The sequence below is a fragment of the Sulfitobacter sp. genome (assembly GCF_039977885.1).
Classification (GTDB): domain Bacteria; phylum Pseudomonadota; class Alphaproteobacteria; order Rhodobacterales; family Rhodobacteraceae; genus Sulfitobacter.
In genome coordinates this window covers 128,248-146,536 of the sequence record NZ_JBDWCI010000009.1, presented here as the reverse complement: position 1 = coordinate 146,536, position 18,289 = coordinate 128,248, and the positions used below count along the sequence as shown (strand labels likewise).

The window sequence follows — 18,289 nt, the reverse complement described above, 5'->3', positions numbered from 1 at the left end:
GGATTATTCAGCTTCCCTATATCACTTCGAAAGCAAAGTCACTCGGGGCTCTTTTCGTTTGCTAAGGGGGCAGGGAAAACCGTTTCCGTTGGTGGGTGTTTTACAAAAACTTCACTTTGCGAATCTTAGTAATTCACATATTCATGAATTATGGAAAAAATGATTCCCCACCGCCTCTCGATCCTTGGCCATCCACAGCGGCTTGCTGTGTTTCGATTGCTTATGCGGCGTTATCCTGATCGCGTCCCCGCGACCGAACTGGCGCAGGCGCTCGGGTTAAAGCCGAATACACTGTCGACCTATGTGAGCGCATTGCTGCAAGCCGGTCTGGTAACGCAAGAGCGTGTGGGAACATCCTTGCGCTATGCCGTCCACATGGATGCCACCCGTGAGACAATCGACTACCTGCTCATGGACTGTTGTCGGGGTCGTCCTGACATCTGCTCCCCAAACCTTCACCCATCCCCTATCGCGGAGACCGTCATGCGAAATCCGACATACAACGTCTTGTTTATATGTACGGGAAATTCAGCCCGTTCGATTTTTGCCGAAACCATCCTACGCGACATGGCGGGGGATCGGTTTCAGGCATTTTCCGCCGGCACAAAGCCCCGATCCGAGCTGAACCCCTTTGCGATCGAGGTTCTGGAGCAAAAAGGCCACGATGTATCGTTGCTGCGGTCCAAGCATATCTCCGAGTTTCAGGGGGGCGATGCGCCTGATTTCGACTTTGTGTTCACCGTCTGTAACGGAGCGGCGAATGAGGAATGCCCCTCATGGCAGGGTCAGCCGGTTACCGCACATTGGGGGTTGCCTGATCCGGTCAAGGTTGAAGGCTCGGATGCGCAAAAAAGCCTTGCCTTTCAGCAGACCTACGGTGCGCTGCGCAATCGTTTGAGCGGCTTCGCCAATCTGCCCATCGCCTCTCTGGACCGGATGTCGCTGCAAAATGCAGTGGATGATCTGGGTCAACTCAACGAAGAAGGATCCGCGATATGACTGTCTATGCTTTGAATGGCCTTGGCCGCATTGGTAAACTTGCCCTGAAGCCGCTGCTGGCTCAGGTGGCAAAGATTGCCTGGATTAACGATGCTGTGGGCGACCCCGAGATGCATGCGCATCTGTTGGAATTTGATACGGTGCATGGACGTTGGCAGGCAGATTTCGGCCATGATGCACAAAGCGTCACCATCGACGGCACCCGCATTCCGTTTATCGGAACGCGCGACATTTCCGAGCTGCCGCTTGAAGGTGTAGATGTGGTGATCGACTGCACCGGTGTTTTTAAAACACAGGCTAAACTGGCCCCCTATTTCGAGGCGGGCGTAAAGAAAGTTGTGGTTTCGGCTCCTGTGAAGGATGGCGAGGTTGCGAATATCGTCTATGGCGTAAACCACGACAGCTTTGTGCCTGACCGCCACAACGTCGTGACGGCTGCCAGCTGCACGACAAACTGTCTGGCTCCCGTGGTGAAGGTGATCCACGAAAACCTGCGCATTAAACATGGTTCGATCACCACAATCCATGATGTCACGAACACACAAACCATCGTGGACCGTCCGGCCAAGGATCTGCGGCGCGCCCGTTCGGCGCTCAATTCGCTCATCCCCACCACAACAGGAAGCGCGACTGCCATCACGTTGATCTACCCTGAACTGACGGGGCGGTTGAACGGACACGCTGTTCGCGTGCCTCTGCTAAACGCCTCGCTCACGGATTGTGTATTCGAGGTCGAGCGCGAGACATCGGCCGAAGAGGTCAACGCCTTGCTCAAGGAAGCCTCGGAGGGGGCGTTGAGCGGTATTCTGGGATACGAAGAGCGCCCGTTGGTTTCGGCAGATTACATCAATGATGAACGCTCGGGCATCGTTGACGCGCTATCGACGATGGTCATCGCAGGCACGCAGGTGAAATTATACGTCTGGTATGACAATGAAATGGGCTATGCTCATCGCCTTGTTGATGTTGCTCGGATGGTCGGAGAGAGTCTGTGACAATCGCCTCAGCCCGCCCTGAAGGGCAGTTGGCCTACATCACCGTCACCGCAGCATATTGGGCCTTTATGCTCACGGATGGGGCGCTCAGGATGCTGGTGTTGCTGCATTTTCACACGCTGGGATTCACGCCTGTGCAACTGGCCTACCTCTTTGTGCTCTACGAAGTCGCCGGTATGGCCACCAATTTGGCGGCGGGTTGGATTGCGGCGCGGTTCGGGCTTACCTCGACCCTTTATGCGGGGTTGGGCATTCAGGTTGTAGCACTTGTGATGCTGGCGCAACTCGATCCGACCTGGGCGGTTGGCACCTCGGTTGCTTTTGTGATGCTGGTGCAAGGGGCAAGCGGCGTGGCCAAGGATCTGGCCAAGATGTCTTCGAAGTCTGCTGTCAAAATACTTGCCCCCAAGGAAAAGGGCGGGTTGTTTAAATGGGTTGCTTTGCTCACGGGATCAAAGAACGCGGTGAAAGGTGTCGGCTTTTTGATCGGGGCTGCGCTTCTTGCGAGTTTCGGATTTCAGGCGGCAGTACTGGGCATGGCGGCTGTTCTTTTTGTTATCCTGATCGCGGTGTTGATCCTTATGCCTGCGGGGTTGCCCGAGGGGCGAAAGGGCGCAAAATTCTCTGAAATATTTTCAAAGTCGACCAACGTGAACTGGCTGTCTTTAGCGCGGGTGTTTCTGTTCGGCGCGCGGGATGTATGGTTTGTTGTGGGCATTCCGATCTACTTTTACGCCGTCTTATCCGATGGCAGTGAGGCGGGAAATCGCGGGGCGTTCTTTCTGATCGGCACATTCATGGCGCTTTGGATCATCCTGTACGGCGCGGTTCAGGCCGGCACGCCGCGTCTGCTGCGGGCGAATAGCCGCAGTGAAGCGCAATTGATCACCGCCGCGCGTGGCTGGGCCTGGGCTTTAGCGGTGGTTCCGGCGGCTCTGGCTGTGGCGGCTTTGGTGGCGACGGGGGCTCAGACGTGGCTCACGGTGATGTTGGTGGTCGGCCTATTGGCGTTCGGCGGGTTATTCGCAGTGAACTCGGCGCTTCATTCGTATCTGATCCTTGCGTTCACTAAAACAGAGCGCGTCACGATGGATGTCGGGTTTTACTATATGGCGAACGCCGGTGGGCGATTGGCGGGCACGGTTCTGTCGGGGCTGACTTATCAGCTTGGTGGTTTGGCTTTGATGTTGGGAACTGCGGCTGTGATGGTGGCGATTTCGGCTGTCGCAGTGGGCTTTCTGAAACCTGAATCTGCGGGTTCTATAAAGCCCGCGTAACAGGTGCACCGAGGCTGGTGGTGACTGCAATTGGGATCACTGCATGGCAGAAGGCGAAAGTCGGGGGCGGTCTAGATGGCGGGCGCCCCCAACCGTTCACGGTATCGCACCGGCGGGACGCCCATCATTTTTCGAAACTCCCGCCGGAAAGTTTCGGCCGAACCAAAACCGCAGACCTCCCAAACGTCAGACAACGGAATCGTACCATCTTCGAGCAGCTCGGCCGCCCGCGACACGCGCTCAAGCTTGAGCCAGCTCGACGGCGTTGTTCCCGTTTCTTCGTTAAACCGGCGTGTGAGGGTCCGGCCACTGGTCGCCGCCACGCGGGCCATGCGCTCCAAGGGCCAGCTTTCATTGATTGTGGCGCGGATGCGGTCCTGTAGCTGGGCCAAGCTGGAACCGGCGCGGGCTTTGGGTTCGGGGCGGGGTACAAATTGACGTTGCCCGCCATCGCGCTGCGCCGGCAACACAAGGCGGCGCGCCACGGATGCCGCAACCTGCGCACCGTAATCCTGACGTATAATATGCAAGCCCAGATCAAGTCCCGCAGCCGAACCCGCAGAGGTGAAAACGCGGTCACCTTCCACAAATAAGACATCCGGATCAACGGTCACGTCGGGAAACCTTTTCGCCAGCAGGTCGGTATAACGCCAATGGGTTGTTGCCGATTTTCCGCTCAATAACCCTGAGGCTGCCAGTACAAAGACGCCTGAACAGATTGATGCAATCCGTGCGCCACGGTCATAAGCTGCGCGCAAAGCTGCACATAGGGGTTCGGGAACAGGGGTGTAGGCACCACGCCAACCCGGCACGATGATCAAGCTGGCATCTTCCAATAGTTCAAGATCACCATCAGCCTCAATCGTGATGCCGCCTGTCGCACGGATTGGGCCGTGCTCGGCCTTTACGGTGGCGAAACGGTACCAGTTTTCAAATTCGGGTCGGGGCAACGCGAAGAGTTCAACTGCGATGCCGAATTCAAACGTGCACAGACCATCGTATGCAATTGCGCAAACCAAGGGGCTTTTTTCAGGAGGAGAGGCGGGTTTTTTCATATTGGCTGAATCCGACCGTATATTGTCATTTATGCCAGTATCGCGATTTTTCGTTTGCTGGCAAGTTCGCCACATCATCAGAAACCGGAGATAAGACATGACCCCGCTGAACGAGCTGATCACCGCCATCGACACATATTTCGATGCGATCCATCACTGCGACACCGAAAAATTGAATGCTGTCTTCCATCCGCAATCGAGCCTGTTTGATGCTGATAATGGATCGGTTTTTGTTGAACCCATCGAAAGCTTTGGCCGTGACGTGGCAGGCCGCTCATCTCCGGCCAGCAGGGGGCAGCCCCGCATCGCCGAAATTTTGATGGTCGATTATCTTTCTCCCGTGAGTGCCACGGTCAAAATTCGCATTCAGGCACATGAGAGTGTGTTTGTTGATCACTTGGGTTTTGTAAAAGGTGCAGACGGCTGGCAGATCGTTTCAAAAATCTGGCATCTGGAAAGCACAGTCGAGGCAGGAAATGCCGATCAACAGGCTGCATGATCCCACCCTGAAATTTTCAAAAATAGGAGACTGACACAATGCAACGGACACCTGTCAACCCATGGAACTGGTCGCTTAACCTTGGCTATAATCAAGGCGAAGTTATTGAAGGCGCGCAGCGGCAATTGATTTGCGCGGGGCAAACTTCGGTCGATGGCGAAGGTAATCCGCAGCATCTGGGCGATATGCGAGGTCAGATAGGCCTTGCCTTGGACAACCTTGAAGCGGTTTTATCAGGTGCGGATATGGATCTGAGCAACATCATCCGGCTTGGCGTGTTTGCAACTGATGTGGATGAGGTGCTCAAGAACTTCGATCTTTTCGGCATGCGCTTTGGCCCTATCCAGTCCGCGCCCCCTATGACGCTTTTAGGGGTAAGCAGGCTGGCGATCCCGGGTCTGTTGTTCGAGGTCGAAGCGACAGCAGCGGCTTGATTTTAAAAATCTGTCGACGAATGGCGTTGGGACCTATTGGGGCAATCCTTGTGGTCACGCCCATTCTGCACCCGGCCGGTATGCCGTTGGGTGCAGATCAGGCGGCTCTGCAGTATTGGTCAATCAAGCTATTCAGCTCACCTGCGGTGATTGGCTTGGCAATAAAACCATCCATACCATGTTTGGTCACGGCCACTTTGTCATGATATTGCACATCAGCCGTTACGGCGATAATTGCGATGTTTCGCGGAGGGTCGTTGGTTTTTTTCCGAATTATTTGAGTTGCATCAATACCGGATAAATTGGGCATGTGAATGTCCATGAGGACCAAAGCATAGTCTTCGGGACTTTGGTCCAATCGGTCACAGCCTTCTTGGCCATCCTTTGCGATATCAACTTCGATACCCAAAGTATCGATGATTTCTTGCATCATGAAGCGGGTGAAGTAGTCATCTTCCACGAGAAGGATCTTCTTTGCTGTGGTCATTTCCGACGCTCCATTTAACTAGAATACTACAATCTTAGCGAGAAGGTCGTGGTGTAGCAATCATCAGTTGATGGGCAGGTAATATTAAGTGTCCCGCCCATAAGAGTGGCAAGTTCGCGACTGATCGCAAGCCCAAGCCCTGATCCGCCGTTCTCGCGTGTTTGGGCAGCATCAATTTGCACAAACCTTTCAAAGATGGCTTCATGTTGGTTTTCGGGAATACCACAGCCGGTATCCGAGACAGATATCTGTAATTGTGGGGGCGCTGATGGGTCCGTGTTTTCCAGATGACCGATCTGGATTGTGACGCGGCCTTCCTTGGTGAATTTGAGCGCATTGTCCGTCATATTATTTACAATCTGTGTCACTCGGCGTTCGTCGAGCACCGCAAATAGGGGTATTGTCTCGTCTACCTCGAGTGATAATTCGATTGATTTACCAAGGCGGTGTTTCGTTGCTGCGGCTGTTTCCAGCCATTGCCGTGCCAAAGATCGAATATCGGTTGATGCCGGATCTATCTCGACGGCATCGGCTTCAACGCGCGACATTTCCAAGACGTTTACCAACTGCGCCAAAAGATGGTGCGACGCATCAAGGCCAACCTCGGCCTGCTTTTTCTGGCGTGGCGGTACATCCGCCATCTGGATCAGTTGGAACAGGCCCATAATCGCATTGAGAGGTGTGCGGACTTCGTGGCTCATATTGGCCAGAAAGATTTTCCTGACCTCCATGGCTTTCTCGGCCTCATTGGCGCTGTTTTCGGCCCGTGTTTTCGCGGCATAAAGTTCGGTCACGTCATTCGCTATGGAAAAGATTTTCGTGGGCTCTCCATCTTCGAATTGCACGACGTTTGACCATATGACGATTTTGGGAATGCCGCTCATTACCTGTTCTAGCAATACCGAATAGAACGGGTTTTCGGGGGTGGTATTCTCAAAACCGGCTTGTACCTCTGCACGCCGCTCTTCGGGAATGAAGGTAAAGAATTTCGTCCCCATTAGTTCAGCAGGCGGTATCCCGAATAAATGCTCACATGCGGCGTTTGCTTGCAAAACGGTTGTGTCCATCGCTGACACTGACATCGGTTCGGGCGCATATTTAAAGAACGACAGAAAGCTTTCGGTCTCTTTTTCGAGCGCGCGCTCAAGTTTTCGTCGCTCTGTGATATCCTCGACAAAGGCAATAAACATATCGCTATCGTCATGGAGTTCCAGCCGTATGGAGACCGGATAGATGGTGCCATCTTTACGCTGGTGTTTGGTCTCGAATTCGAGATTTGGGAGGCTTCGTTTTTTGAGCGGCTCGACTAGGGCGTTTAAGTCATCCAGACTGAAATCCGGCTTGATATTGGCGGGCGTCAGTGTGCGGAGTTCTGCCATGCTGTAGCCAAGGTTTTCGCGAGCGCCTTTGTTCACTGTCGTGAAATAGAACGATCCGGCTTCAAACATGAATACTTCATGATGCGAGTTCTCAACCGCGCGGCCAAGCTGTGTCGCGGCTTTCTGGGTGTCTTCGCGCGCGTTTTGTGTTGCTTGTAATTTTATCTGGGTGGTCACCGATCCGGCAAGGTCTGTGAGGGATGAAATATCATCCTGCGACCACGCGCGCGGTTTGAAATCTATCGCACATAAAGTGCCAAGAACCGCGCCGTCAGGTGCTGTGACCGGAATGCCCAGATATGCGGCGATGTTCATATCGGGGATGGCCGGATTATCGCTCACGAGTTGATGGTTCTTGGCATCTTCGACCACTAGAGGTTTGCCATCGGCGACGACATGTTTGCAGAATGAATGAGACAGCGGTGTCTGCCTCAGGCTTGCCCATGGTTCGCCCAAGCCCTTTTCGCTTGTGAAAAACTGCCTGTCTTGATCATGGTCAATGACCGACACAAGGGCCACTGGTACGGAAAGCATCTTGGCTGCCAGACGGGTAAGGCGGTCAAAGTCTTCTGTGGCAGGACAGTCGAGCAGCTTTAGCTGTGCCAGGGTGTGTTCCAACGTAAAAATACCTCTTACCCAGCCTGCGTCGTACATGCGTATGATTTATCAGCTTTCTGCTAGGATATTCGTATTCACGAATTGATTAACATATTGTTAAGGAATCCGCAGCGTCAAAGATCATTTGCTTTTCTGGGCGTTTACGGTTCCTTAACCATGAAGCGCAATGTTCCGGCAACTTTCCTCAACCTGGAGAATTAAAGTTGAAGGTTCTCGTTCTTGAAGATGATCCGGCTCTCCGGTTTGGGCTTTCCCAGGTTCTGGAAGACGGCGGGCACATTGTTTATGCGGCCAGTGATATTTCCGCAGCTTGCGATATCCTGAATGAAGTGAGCCCCGACCTTTTATTGCTGGACCTCATGATCGGACACGCAGAGTCCATTCAGGTTGCCGACCTTGCCGGTTACCGTTGCCCTGATGCCGAGATCATCTATTTGACCGGTAGCAACAAATATCCCAGCGGTGAGTTGTTCAACCTATCCCGAAACGCGTCGTGGGTATTGCGCAAGCCAATTGATTTTCGCGAGCTGCAGGCAATATTCTCACACTTTAAAAGCACCCTTCCCGAACCGCAGCCGCCACAGGCCATACGAAATGACGGCCTTCCCTTGGGGTGAACAGTCGCCCGAACGATCCGGCCTACGATCCTTTTGGAATAAGCTGGGCGCGCAGACTGGCCAAAGCTCAGCAGGTTTTGCCGCCGGAGCTTTCAGCAAGTTTTGATAGCATTGCGAGGCATTTTTCCAACTGATCCACCTCGATGAATTCGTCGGCCTTATGGGCCTGTTCGATGGATCCGGGACCACAGACCACTACGTCCATACCGATGTTCTGAAAGATACCGGCTTCGGTGCCGAATGGCACAACGCCGACTTTGTTCGACCCTGTCAGGGCGGCCACAATACGGCGCGCTTCATTCTCCAGAACCGGCACCAGCCCGTCGACTTCGCCGACAACTTCGGTTTCGATGCTTGCGCCGGGAAAGGCGGCTTTCATGCTGGGCAGCAGCACGTCGCGGCAATACCCGTCCAGATGCAGTTTCACAAAATCGGCGTCTGTTTTGCTGATTGGGCGCATTTCCCAGTCTACCTGCGCCTTTGACGCAATGACGTTATGAACAGTGCCGCCGGACATGGCACCGACATTCACCGTCGTCCATGGTGGATCGAAGGGGCTTTCTGGCGGGGACATGCTGCGCAACTGGTCCTTTAGGTCCAGCAAGAACGAGACATAGCGCGCGGCGTATTCGACAGCGTTCACACCAAGATCAGGCGCAGAGCCATGACCCTCGAGGCCCTGAAACCTTGTTGTGTATTCGTAGCATCCTTTGTGCCCTTCGATGATCCGCATCTGCGTGGGCTCGCCGATGATTGCAACGCTGGGTTTGATCCCCAGCGCGCCGAGAGACCGAACAAGGTGACCCGCACCGATGCAGCCGACCTCTTCGTCATAGGTAAAGGCAAAATGCAGGGGGCGGCTCTTGCGGGCCTGCGCAAAAGTCGGGGCCATGGCAACCGCGGCGGCGATGAACCCCTTCATGTCACAACTGCCACGTCCGTAAAGGCGGTTGCCGCGCCGGGTCATCCGGAACGGGTCGCTTGACCAGTGTTGATCGGTCACCGGCACCACATCGCTGTGACCGGATAACAAAATCCCGCCGTTTTCTTCCGGCCCGAGCGTTGCGAACATATTTGCCTTTGTCCCGCCGGGATCATGCATGAGATGCACCTTGGCGCCGCAGTCTTCAAGGCGCTGGGCAAGGTAGTCGATCATCGCAAGGTTGCTGACGGCCGAGACCGTGGGGAAAGCGATCAGGTCTCCCAGAATGTCGATCGTTTTATCGAGCACGGGATCAGGCCTTTACGAAGAGCTTGCGCTCAATGTCGCACAGAGGTTGCGCGGGGCCCTCGGGTGCGATCACGATTGTCTCGGTCGTCTCAAGCCCCCAACTGTCCATCCAGAGGGCAGGCATGAAATGAAAGACCATGCCCGGTTGAAGGACGGTTTCATCCTCGTTGCGGATCGAGGCGGTGCGCTCGCCCCAGTCGGGCGGATAGCTCAGGCCGACGGGATACCCCATCCGCCCGCTGCGTTCGATGCCGTGTTTTGCCATGATCGCCATAAAGGCATTGGCGATATCGCAGGTGCGATTGCCCGCGCGTGCGGCCTCCAGCCCGGCGGCGATGCCTTCGATCTGCGCGGCTTCCGCGCGCCGCATCTCGTCAGGAGGCGTGCCCAGATAGATAGTACGGCAAAGGGGCGCGTGATAGCGGCGATAACAGCCCGAAAGCTCAAAGAAGGTTGCCTCGCCCGCGCGCATCGGTGTTCCATCCCACGTCAGATGGGCCGCGGTCGCGTCCAGCCCTGATGGGGTCAGGGGCACAATTGCGGGATAGTCGCCCCAATCATCGCCAATGCCCGTGATCCCCGCATGTATGATATCCGCGACCAGATCGTTCTTGCGCACACCGGGTTCAGCACGTTCCAACGCAACCTGCGTGACCTTTTCCGAAATGCGCGCTGCCTTGCGGATAAAACCGATTTCCGCGTCGGATTTCACGAGGCGTTGCCAGTTCACAAGGCCTGTTGCATCGATCAACCGCGTCGAGGAGAGTTCGGTAGACAAGACCTCATGCGCTTTGGCCGAATAGTAATAATTCTCCATCTCGACGCCGATCCGCCCACGATCCAGCCCCCGCTCTTTTAGGGTTTGGGCCAGATCCTGCATCGGGTGAACCTGCGTCGACTGCACATAGTGGTCGCCGTAGCCGAGAATGTTGTCCTGTGCCATCCAGCACGTGCGCCGACCGCCCAGCATATCCATATGGCGCCCCCACCAGATTGGCTCTCCTGAGGGGGGGATGATAACGCCCTGATGCACATAGAAGGACCAGCCGTCATAGCCGGTCAGCCATGCTTGGTTCGAGGGGTCGGTGACGAACAGTGCATCCAGCCCCGCCGCCTGCATCGCTGCGCGGGTCGATGCAAGCCGGCGGTCGTATTCGCCCCGACTAAAGGGCGCGCTCGTCATCCCAGCACCGATTTAACAGCCCGCATGGTCGCGGTGACAATTTGGTCGACTTCCTCGGACGACAGGCAGAAGGGCGGAGCGAAGCCAAGGATATCACCTTGTGGCATAGCGCGCGCGATGATGCTGTCCTGCTCAAGAAGCTTTGCCGCGATTTGCGGCCCGATCTTATCCGCGGGATCATGGAAGATACGGTCGGTTTTGTCTTTCACAAATTCAACTGCGCAAAGCATGCCTTCGCCACGCACATCGCCGACCTGTGGATGATCATTGAACGCATCGCGCATCTTCGCATTCAGCAGCGCGCCGACCGTGCCTGCATTCTCGACCAGCTGCAGCTTGTCAATCAAAGCCAGGTTCGCAACCCCGGCGGCCGCCCCGATAGGGTGCGCCGAATAGGTCCAGCCGTGACCGATGGGGCCGTTTTCGTCGGTTCCCTTTTCCAGCACGCGCCACATCTTCTTTGACACGATAGAGCCGGACAGCGGCGCGTATGCAGAGGTCAACCCCTTGGCGATGGTAATCAGATCGGGCTTCATCCCGTAGAAGTCAGAGCCGAACATCGAGCCGAGCCTGCCAAAGCCGGTGACGACCTCATCGGCAACAAGAAGGATGTCGTGTCGATCCAGAACCGCCTGAATGGCAGGCCAATATCCTGCGGGCGGCGGGACAATACCGCCTGTGCCCAGAACCGGCTCTCCGATGAAGGCGGCGATAGTGTTTGCGCCCTCACGGTCGATCATGGCCTCCAGCTCGGCAACACAATGAGCTACAAAATCGCTCTCCGACTGGCCAAGGTCGGCACGCCGGAAGTAGTCGGGGGCTTGGGTGTGGAGAACTTGCGCCAACGGCAGGTCGAACTTCTTATGAAACAGCTCCAGCCCCGTGAGTGATCCCGTCATAAGGCCGGAACCGTGATAGCCACGCCAGCGCGATATTATCTTTTTCTTCTCCGGCCGACCGAGGATGTTGTTGTAATACCAGATAAGCTTGATGTTGGTTTCATTGGCGTCTGACCCCGACAGCCCGAAATACACCTTGGACATGTGATCAGGCGCGCGGTCCAGAACCATTTTTGCAAGTGTGATAGAGGCCTCGGTCCCGTGACCGACATAAGAGTGGTAATAGGCCAGCTCCCGTGCCTGATCCGCGATCGCTTCGACAATTTCTGTTCGGCCATAGCCTGCGTTTACGCAATAGAGCCCGGCAAAGGCATCGAGCATCCGGTTTCCGTCCCGGTCCTCGATATGGCAGCCGGTCCCGCCTTTGATGATGCGTTGGGGTACATTCCCCCGCGCGAATTCCGCCAGATGGGTGGAGGCATGAAAGAAATTGTCGCGGTCCCATTCTTCCAGTTTGTCATTGTGCAGCATCAATAGGCTCCTTGGTTTGATCCGGGCGGATCGAAATTACATGAATGGAGCCAAATGCGCGCAGAGGTCTATTGGACCTCATTAAAGGGCGGTTAGCTCCGCTCACCAAAGCAGCAGCGCACAATGCCTTTATTGCCGAGGTAATAAAACATTAAGAAAGATTGTATTTAATGAAAACTAAAAAATGACGGGAACCTATCACTGATGCGCCTATTGCTTAGAAAAGCAGCCTTTAGGGCATTAGGCATCGTTGTGTGGTGTCGGTCCAATCGGTGCGCCGGTATGATATACAATCTAGAAAAGAGCGAATAAGCTTAGGTTAATTTGTTGGAGGCAGTACTCTGCGTTTGAAAATAAAAGTTTTGGCAGGCGGTCGGTTATTCCATATCGCTTTGTTGGGTATTGCTGTTTTACTTGCGAGCGTTGGTCCTTCTCGGAGCCAATCCGACACTCCGACTCTTACCGTTGGCTGGGTTCATTCACCGCCGGTTTGGCAGATGGGCGAAGATGGTGGCGAGGCGGGCTTCTTTATCGAATTCGCAAAGCTGATTGCCGATGAAATTGGTCATGAACTGATCATTAAAAAATACCGGACAGTAGGGGACGTTATTCGTGCCCAGAACGCTGGCGAGACAGATATGATTGCCGGCGCGGCGGCATTCACAGCTCTTGAGGCAAATAACCTTTTTTCGGTGCCCATAGGGCGCACACAAAATCGCATATTTGCCAACGCAGACAATGCGAAGGATTGGGATCTGGAAACCGTTTCAGGCATAATTATTAGCTATGTGCCCGGAGTGATGACACCGGAAGTAGACGGGCTTTTGCAGCGCAACTTCGCCGTGAGTTCCTCAAGTCTGGGCTCGGGGGTGATTGGGGTGTTGTCAGGCGACTATGATGCTTTCGTCTACCCTGAAGAAGCAGCGAGCTATTTGCTGCATAAGGCAAGAATTGATCATCTGATTGTACCGGTCGGCGAGCCGTTGAGCCTCATTGATCGCGTTGTGGTGCTTCACCGTTCACGTGCAGATATTCTAGGCCAAATCAATGCTACCATCGAGCGCATGAAGGCAGATGGCACACTGGCTGCGCTTCTTGATGAAAACAACGTAGAAATTTACAAGCCGGCCCCCGAAGTCCTGACCGTGGCCTTTCCTGACATGCTAGCGGAAGACGGAGATACGTCGGGGTTTTCCCCAAGTTATATGCTGGATGAAGCTGGTGAACCGAGCGGCTACACTGTCGATATTTTTCGCGAAGTCGCCGACCGGGTCGGGTTGAAATATGAATTCAAAATGGTTCCGGCTGAATTGATGGTTCAAGGGCCAACCGCTGCAGGCGTCGATATCATTCCGTCACTCGGAATTTCCCCGAAGCGGACAAAGATCATGGATCAAACGCTCCCCGCCGGAAACCTCCAGATTTTGGCGACAATCCGCAGCGAGGATGCCGACCGTATATTAACGCCTGCGGATATTTCCGGTAAGACTGTTGGTGTCCTCGCGGGGAGCTTTTCTGATATACAGGCGCAGCGTGATCCTACACTTGTGGTAAAGCGCTTTGCTTCTCCTGAAGAACTGCTTGAGGGTTTGCTCGGCAAGCAGGTCGATGCGGGATTGATGCTGCGGACCCATTTGCTGAAATTGGCAAATCAACAAGGGGATGGTGCAAAAGTGAGCGAGCTGGCGGAGGCTGTGTTTTCCGCGGATCGCGCTATTTCTCTTCGGTTCGGGCTTGGTCAGATTCGCGAACGCCTCAATGACGAATTGCCAAGCTACCTGCTCTCGCCCGAATTTGCGGAGCTGAGAGAGAAATACTATGGCCGCCCCGCATTTTGGACCGAAACAAGGCTGCGTTACCTTGGCGGGGTGCTCGCCACGCTTGGTGTTCTGGTGTTTGGGTTGCTCATCGCGTTCTTGGCCAGCGAGCGTGCGCGGCGGCGCGAGAAACATGCAAACCAACAAGCCGAAACCGCGCGGCGTGAAGCTGTTGATCTGAGCCTTCGCTTGCAGGCCGTCATGGAAGCTTCAAGCAATGGTGTGGTGGTTCTAAGCCGTGATGGCAAGGTCGCCATGATGAACCCTCGCGCACGAGATTTGTTCGAAATTCCGGACAACTATAACTGGCCGCAGGATTTGGGAAATTCATTTTTTGCGATCAACGAGACAGGTATTCCTTTGAAAGAAGAGGATTGTCCGTTCCGTATTGCTTTGGAAAACAGCAATATAGACGGCGAATTATACCAGTTTCACAGAGAGAATTCCAAAAAGCCAAAGCATATTCGCATCTCGAGCTCCGCGATCCCGCTGGATGCTTCTAGCGAAATCGGAACCGTGATTATTCTGAATGATGTGACCGAATATGAACGCCAGCGCAAAGAAAGTTTGCGCAATGGCCGGATGAGCGCGATTGGTCGGCTGACGGGCGGTGTCGCACACGACTTTAACAATCTGCTGGCAATCATAATGGGTAATCTGGAGCTTATGAAGGACTCCAAGATTGATCCGATGCATAACGAGCTGATTGATGCGGGGCTTGCCGCGACAAGACGCGGTGCCAATCTGACGAAGAACCTGCTCGCCTTTTCCAGGCAATCGAGACTCGAGGTTGAAGTTCTTGATCTGAATTCTGTTGTTCTGGATGCGCAAAGCTGGATGAGGCGCGCGCTTCCTGAATCAATTACTGTTGAGACATCCTTGTTGGCAGGTGTCTGGCCCGTCGAACTGGATCGCTCTTCTTTGGAAAGCGCCCTTTTGAACCTGATCGTGAATGCGCGGGATGCGATGGAAGGAATGGGGCAGTTAACAATCCAAACCGCCAATTTGCGCATTGATGAAGCATACGTCGATTTCCGTGACGAAGAGCTCGCCGTTGGTCGTTATGTCATGCTCGCGGTAAGTGATACGGGTGCTGGCATTAGCAAGCAGAACCTTGAACGCCTATTTGAGCCTTTCTTTACTACCAAAGGCCCGGGCGAGGGGTCTGGTGTGGGTTTGTCTATGGTGCAGGGTTTTGTGAAGCAGTCGGGCGGGACTGTGCAGGTCTATTCGGAGGAGGGCGTGGGAACGACATTCAAGCTGTATTTCCCGGCCACTACGGACACGACATTGTCACCATCACACGAAGAGCCGAAACCTGTTGCACCGCCCGGTCGCAATGCAAGAATACTTCTTGCCGAGGATGACAAAAGCGTCCGCAAAGTGCTGGAAGGCATCCTGAAAGGAGCAGGCTACACTGTGGTCACGGCCAGCTCGGGTGATGCTGCACTGGAATTGTTCCATACAGAGGCAAAGTTCGACCTTTTGGTGACCGACATTGTTATGCCCGGCACGTTGCAAGGTACGGGGCTGGCCAAGGCAGTTCGGCCATTGCAGCCGAACCTGCCGATTATCTTTTTGTCGGGTTACGCTGCCGAAGCCACTGTTCTGGGTAATGGTTTGCAACCGGAAGACGTTCGGTTGATGAAACCCGTCCCAAAGGACGAGCTATTGGAGATCATCTCTCGACGTTTGGAGGATACCAAGCATTTGCGCGCATGAGCTGTGAGTATCTGATGGGCAAAAGCCTTTTTTGCCGTCGTCCGGCATTGCGGGGTGCCCTTGGATTTCTGAACCCGGATCCTCCGCGGTTACCTCATCACAAAGGGATCGGGAATTGGATCGTCGCTGGTGCGCAGCCAGACGGCCTTGATTTTCGTATAGTCGAGCGCGGCCTGCATGCCGCCTTCGCGGCCATGACCGGACAGGCCGTGCCCGCCAAAAGGGGCGATGGGACTGACGGCGCGGTATGTGTTGACCCAGACGATGCCCGCGCGGATGCCGCGTATCATGCGGTGGGCGCGGGTGAGGTCTTTGGTAAAGACACCCGAGGCAAGGCCAAACGCGGTATCATTGGCGAGCTGCAAGGCCTGCGCTTCGGTGTCAAAGCCAACGACTGATAGAACAGGGCCAAAGAATTCGGACGTGAGGCAAGGTGCATCTGGTGCATCTGTGCAATCAATGATTGTCGGCGCGAAATACTGCCCGTCGCGGTCAATCGCTTTGCCGCCCGTGATGATGCGCGCGCCTGCGGCCTCTGAGGCCACCACAAGATCGACGGCTGTTGTCAGTTGCCCTTGGGTGCACAGCGGACCGATCTCGGTATCCATGTCATCGGGAGAGCCGATCACCACCGCTTCGGCCTTTTCTTTCAGGCGGGCAAGGAAAGTATCTTTGATCTTGTTCGAGATAATCAACCGCGATCCGGCGACACAGCTTTGACCGGTTGCGGCAAAAATCCCCGAGATCTGCGCGTTCACGGCACTTTCAATATCGGCATCGTCAAACACGATGAAGGGTGATTTCCCACCCAACTCAAGCGAGGTCGAGGCGAGGTTCTCTGCTGAATTGCGCACGATGTGTCGCGCCGTATCAGGCCCGCCGGTAAAGGCAATATGATCCACCTTAGGGTGGGCGGTCAGCACCGCGCCGCAGTCTGCGCCGAAACCTGTGATGACGTTCAAAACGCCAGCCGGAAAACCCGCCTGATCAAAGATGCGGGCAAATTCCAACATCGGGGCAGGGGCCTCTTCCGAGGCTTTGAGCACCACGGTGCAGCCAGCAGCCAACGCAGGCCCGATCTTTACCGCTGACAGGAACAGCTGCGAATTCCACGGCACAATGGCGGCAACCACGCCCACGGGTTCACGGCGTAGCCAGACCTCCATATCGGGCTTGTCGATGGGCAAATGCGCGCCTTCGATCTTATCTGCCAGCCCCGCGTAATAACGGTAATACTCGGCCACATAGGCAATCTGGGCCGATGTTTCGCGGATGATCTTGCCGGTATCGCGTGTCTCGATATGGGCTAAAGTCTGTGCATTCTCGGCAATCAGATCGGCCAAACGGTATAGGAGTTTCCCCCGTGCGGAGGCTGTCATATTTGCCCAAGCGGGATCAAAAAACGCCTCATGGGCCGCGTCAACGGCGGCGTTGACATCCGCTGCGCGTGCCTCAGGCATCATGGCCCAGACGTTGCCTGTCGCGGGGTCGCGGCTCTCGAATTGGGCGCTGCCGTTTGAGAACGCACCGCCGATATACTGTTGAAACTGCTGCATGGGTTTTCCTTATGCGAAGGCTGGCATGACGTCTGTTATGAACCGCTCAAGCGAGGCTTTTTTGCGCTCAAAGCTCATGCCGCTGTCGATCCAGAATGAATATTCGTCATAGCCAAGGGCCTCATAGGTTTTGATCCGCGCGATCGCATCTTGGGGCGTGGCAATCACCTTGTCGCGCAGCACAGCTTCGGCAGAATAAAACGGATGCGCGGCGATTTCTTCCTCCGACAGCTCGGCGATCAGGCCTTGGGATACGGGGCGTTCGTTTTTGAACCATGCGCCGAAATAGCAGTAGAAGCGATTGATTTCTTCCGCTGCGCGCTGCGCGTCCTCGGCATCCTCGGCGATATATGTGTGGTTGAGCAGCATGATATTGGGGCGCGGCACATCAGGGAATTTGGTGCAGGCGGTGTTGAAGGTTTCAATCAGATTGGTGATCTCGGCGTCGCCTTGCCACAAGGGCGTCACCTGCACATGGCAGCCGTTGGCGATGGCGAATTCATGGCTGTTGGGGTCACGTGCCGCGACCCAGATGGGCGGGCCGTTTTTCTGGATCGGTTTGGGAGAGGAGGTGGTTTTCGGGAAGCTATGATAGGTGCCTTCCTGTGTATAATCGCCTTGCCACAACCCTTGCACGGCGGGGATCAGTTCGCGCATCCGCTGGCCCGCATCCCATGCATCCATACCCGGAACGACACGTTCATATTCATAGCTATAGGCACCGCGGGCAATCCCCAGCTCAAGCCGCCCATCCACGATAATATCTGTCATGGCAGCTTCGCCCGCCAACCGGATGGGGTGCCAGAAGGGCGCGATGATTGTTCCGGTCCCAAGGCGAATGTTCTTGGTCTGGCGCGCCAGATCGACAAGGTTCAGAAAGGGGTTGGGCGCAATGGTGAAATCCATGCCGTGATGCTCGCCGGTCCAAACCGTATGCATCCCGCCCTCATCTGCAATCTTCGCGAGGGCCACAAATTCATGATAGAGGTCTTGCTGGTCCTGCGCATGAGAGGTCCGCTCCATATGGGCGAAAAGTGAAAATCGCATGTG

At 55.0% G+C, this 18,289-nt stretch carries 15 protein-coding genes; 7 read left to right on the top strand and 8 right to left on the bottom strand.

Annotation, left to right across the window (positions count from 1 at the left end):
* The first annotated feature begins 150 nt into the window (after positions 1 to 150).
* Genes ABJM03_RS07395 through arsJ form a run of 3 tightly spaced genes read left to right on the top strand, consistent with a single transcriptional unit; the run spans position 151 to position 3,271 of the window.
* Complete coding sequence (locus tag ABJM03_RS07395) at positions 151 to 999, top strand: helix-turn-helix domain-containing protein (protein ID WP_348416761.1); 849 nt, start codon at positions 151 to 153, stop codon at positions 997 to 999.
* Positions 996 to 1,994, top strand: coding sequence for an ArsJ-associated glyceraldehyde-3-phosphate dehydrogenase (locus tag ABJM03_RS07390; RefSeq protein ID WP_348416760.1), 999 nt, complete (start codon positions 996 to 998; stop codon positions 1,992 to 1,994). The genes ABJM03_RS07395 and ABJM03_RS07390 overlap by 4 nt, the downstream gene beginning before the upstream one ends.
* Positions 1,991 to 3,271 carry an organoarsenical effux MFS transporter ArsJ gene (gene arsJ / locus ABJM03_RS07385; protein ID WP_348416759.1) on the top strand — a complete coding sequence of 427 codons (1,281 nt, stop codon included), beginning with the start codon at positions 1,991 to 1,993 and terminating at the stop codon, positions 3,269 to 3,271. The genes ABJM03_RS07390 and arsJ overlap by 4 nt, the downstream gene beginning before the upstream one ends.
* Before the next feature lie 71 nt (positions 3,272 to 3,342).
* On the opposite strand, the gene ftrA is transcribed toward arsJ, so the two are convergent.
* The gene (gene ftrA, locus ABJM03_RS07380) at positions 3,343 to 4,326 is read right to left on the bottom strand and encodes a transcriptional regulator FtrA (RefSeq protein ID WP_348416758.1); all 984 of its coding nucleotides are present in this window, start codon (positions 4,324 to 4,326) and stop codon (positions 3,343 to 3,345) included.
* Positions 4,327 to 4,423: 97 nt separating this feature from the next.
* On the opposite strand from ftrA, the gene ABJM03_RS07375 reads away from it, so the two are divergent.
* Together ABJM03_RS07375 and ABJM03_RS07370 are read left to right on the top strand one after the other, a co-directional pair.
* Positions 4,424 to 4,825, top strand: a complete 402-nt coding sequence (locus ABJM03_RS07375) for a nuclear transport factor 2 family protein (RefSeq protein ID WP_348416757.1) — start codon at positions 4,424 to 4,426, stop codon at positions 4,823 to 4,825.
* 38 nt (positions 4,826 to 4,863) lie between these two features.
* Entirely contained in the window at positions 4,864 to 5,259 is a 396-nt protein-coding gene (locus tag ABJM03_RS07370; RefSeq protein ID WP_348416756.1) for a RidA family protein, read from the top strand.
* Between the two features lie 97 nt (positions 5,260 to 5,356).
* Here ABJM03_RS07370 and ABJM03_RS07365 read toward each other — a convergent pair whose 3' ends face one another.
* Together ABJM03_RS07365 and ABJM03_RS07360 are read right to left on the bottom strand one after the other, a co-directional pair.
* Positions 5,357 to 5,746 (bottom strand): response regulator, encoded by a 390-nt coding sequence (locus ABJM03_RS07365; protein WP_348416755.1) that lies wholly within the window; start codon positions 5,744 to 5,746, stop codon positions 5,357 to 5,359.
* Between the two features lie 26 nt (positions 5,747 to 5,772).
* The gene (locus tag ABJM03_RS07360) at positions 5,773 to 7,743 is read right to left on the bottom strand and encodes an ATP-binding protein (protein WP_348416754.1); all 1,971 of its coding nucleotides are present in this window, start codon (positions 7,741 to 7,743) and stop codon (positions 5,773 to 5,775) included.
* A gap of 203 nt (positions 7,744 to 7,946) precedes the next feature.
* Here ABJM03_RS07360 and ABJM03_RS07355 point away from each other — a divergent pair, with 203 nt between their 5' ends.
* Entirely contained in the window at positions 7,947 to 8,360 is a 414-nt protein-coding gene (locus ABJM03_RS07355) for a response regulator (protein WP_348416753.1), read from the top strand.
* Between the two features lie 67 nt (positions 8,361 to 8,427).
* On the opposite strand, the gene argE is transcribed toward ABJM03_RS07355, so the two are convergent.
* From argE to ABJM03_RS07340, 3 genes are read right to left on the bottom strand one after another with little or no spacing between them, the layout of a single operon-like run.
* Entirely contained in the window at positions 8,428 to 9,591 is a 1,164-nt protein-coding gene (argE, locus tag ABJM03_RS07350) for an acetylornithine deacetylase (protein WP_348416752.1), read from the bottom strand.
* A 4-nt stretch (positions 9,592 to 9,595) separates the two neighbouring features.
* Entirely contained in the window at positions 9,596 to 10,774 is a 1,179-nt protein-coding gene (locus tag ABJM03_RS07345) for a M24 family metallopeptidase (protein WP_348416751.1), read from the bottom strand.
* Positions 10,771 to 12,144 carry an aspartate aminotransferase family protein gene (locus tag ABJM03_RS07340; protein WP_348416750.1) on the bottom strand — a complete coding sequence of 458 codons (1,374 nt, stop codon included), beginning with the start codon at positions 12,142 to 12,144 and terminating at the stop codon, positions 10,771 to 10,773. The genes ABJM03_RS07345 and ABJM03_RS07340 overlap by 4 nt, the downstream gene beginning before the upstream one ends.
* Positions 12,145 to 12,491: 347 nt before the next feature.
* Between ABJM03_RS07340 and ABJM03_RS07335 the strand changes: the two genes are divergently transcribed.
* Positions 12,492 to 15,683, top strand: a complete 3,192-nt coding sequence (locus ABJM03_RS07335; RefSeq protein WP_348416749.1) for a transporter substrate-binding domain-containing protein — start codon at positions 12,492 to 12,494, stop codon at positions 15,681 to 15,683.
* Positions 15,684 to 15,772: 89 nt separating this feature from the next.
* Here ABJM03_RS07335 and ABJM03_RS07330 read toward each other — a convergent pair whose 3' ends face one another.
* Together ABJM03_RS07330 and ABJM03_RS07325 are read right to left on the bottom strand one after the other, a co-directional pair.
* On the bottom strand, positions 15,773 to 17,239 hold the full coding sequence (locus ABJM03_RS07330) for an aldehyde dehydrogenase (protein ID WP_348416748.1): 1,467 nt from the start codon (positions 17,237 to 17,239) through the stop codon (positions 15,773 to 15,775).
* A 9-nt stretch (positions 17,240 to 17,248) separates the two neighbouring features.
* Positions 17,249 to 18,286, bottom strand: coding sequence for an LLM class flavin-dependent oxidoreductase (locus tag ABJM03_RS07325; RefSeq protein WP_348416747.1), 1,038 nt, complete (start codon positions 18,284 to 18,286; stop codon positions 17,249 to 17,251).
* Between the last annotated feature and the right edge of the window lie 3 nt (positions 18,287 to 18,289).

What these genes read in the sequence shown, in the direction of transcription:
- ABJM03_RS07395 (WP_348416761.1), top strand. Translation starts at nt 151, where the DNA reads ATGGAAAAAATGATTCCCCACCGCCTCTCGATCCTTGGCCATCCACAG.
- ABJM03_RS07390 (WP_348416760.1), top strand. Translation starts at nt 996, where the DNA reads ATGACTGTCTATGCTTTGAATGGCCTTGGCCGCATTGGTAAACTTGCC.
- ftrA (WP_348416758.1), bottom strand. Translation starts at nt 4,326, where the DNA reads ATGAAAAAACCCGCCTCTCCTCCTGAAAAAAGCCCCTTGGTTTGCGCA.
- ABJM03_RS07375 (WP_348416757.1), top strand. Translation starts at nt 4,424, where the DNA reads ATGACCCCGCTGAACGAGCTGATCACCGCCATCGACACATATTTCGAT.
- ABJM03_RS07370 (WP_348416756.1), top strand. Translation starts at nt 4,864, where the DNA reads ATGCAACGGACACCTGTCAACCCATGGAACTGGTCGCTTAACCTTGGC.
- ABJM03_RS07365 (WP_348416755.1), bottom strand. Translation starts at nt 5,746, where the DNA reads ATGACCACAGCAAAGAAGATCCTTCTCGTGGAAGATGACTACTTCACC.
- ABJM03_RS07345 (WP_348416751.1), bottom strand. Translation starts at nt 10,774, where the DNA reads ATGACGAGCGCGCCCTTTAGTCGGGGCGAATACGACCGCCGGCTTGCA.
- ABJM03_RS07340 (WP_348416750.1), bottom strand. Translation starts at nt 12,144, where the DNA reads ATGCTGCACAATGACAAACTGGAAGAATGGGACCGCGACAATTTCTTT.
- ABJM03_RS07330 (WP_348416748.1), bottom strand. Translation starts at nt 17,239, where the DNA reads ATGCAGCAGTTTCAACAGTATATCGGCGGTGCGTTCTCAAACGGCAGC.
- ABJM03_RS07325 (WP_348416747.1), bottom strand. Translation starts at nt 18,286, where the DNA reads ATGCGATTTTCACTTTTCGCCCATATGGAGCGGACCTCTCATGCGCAG.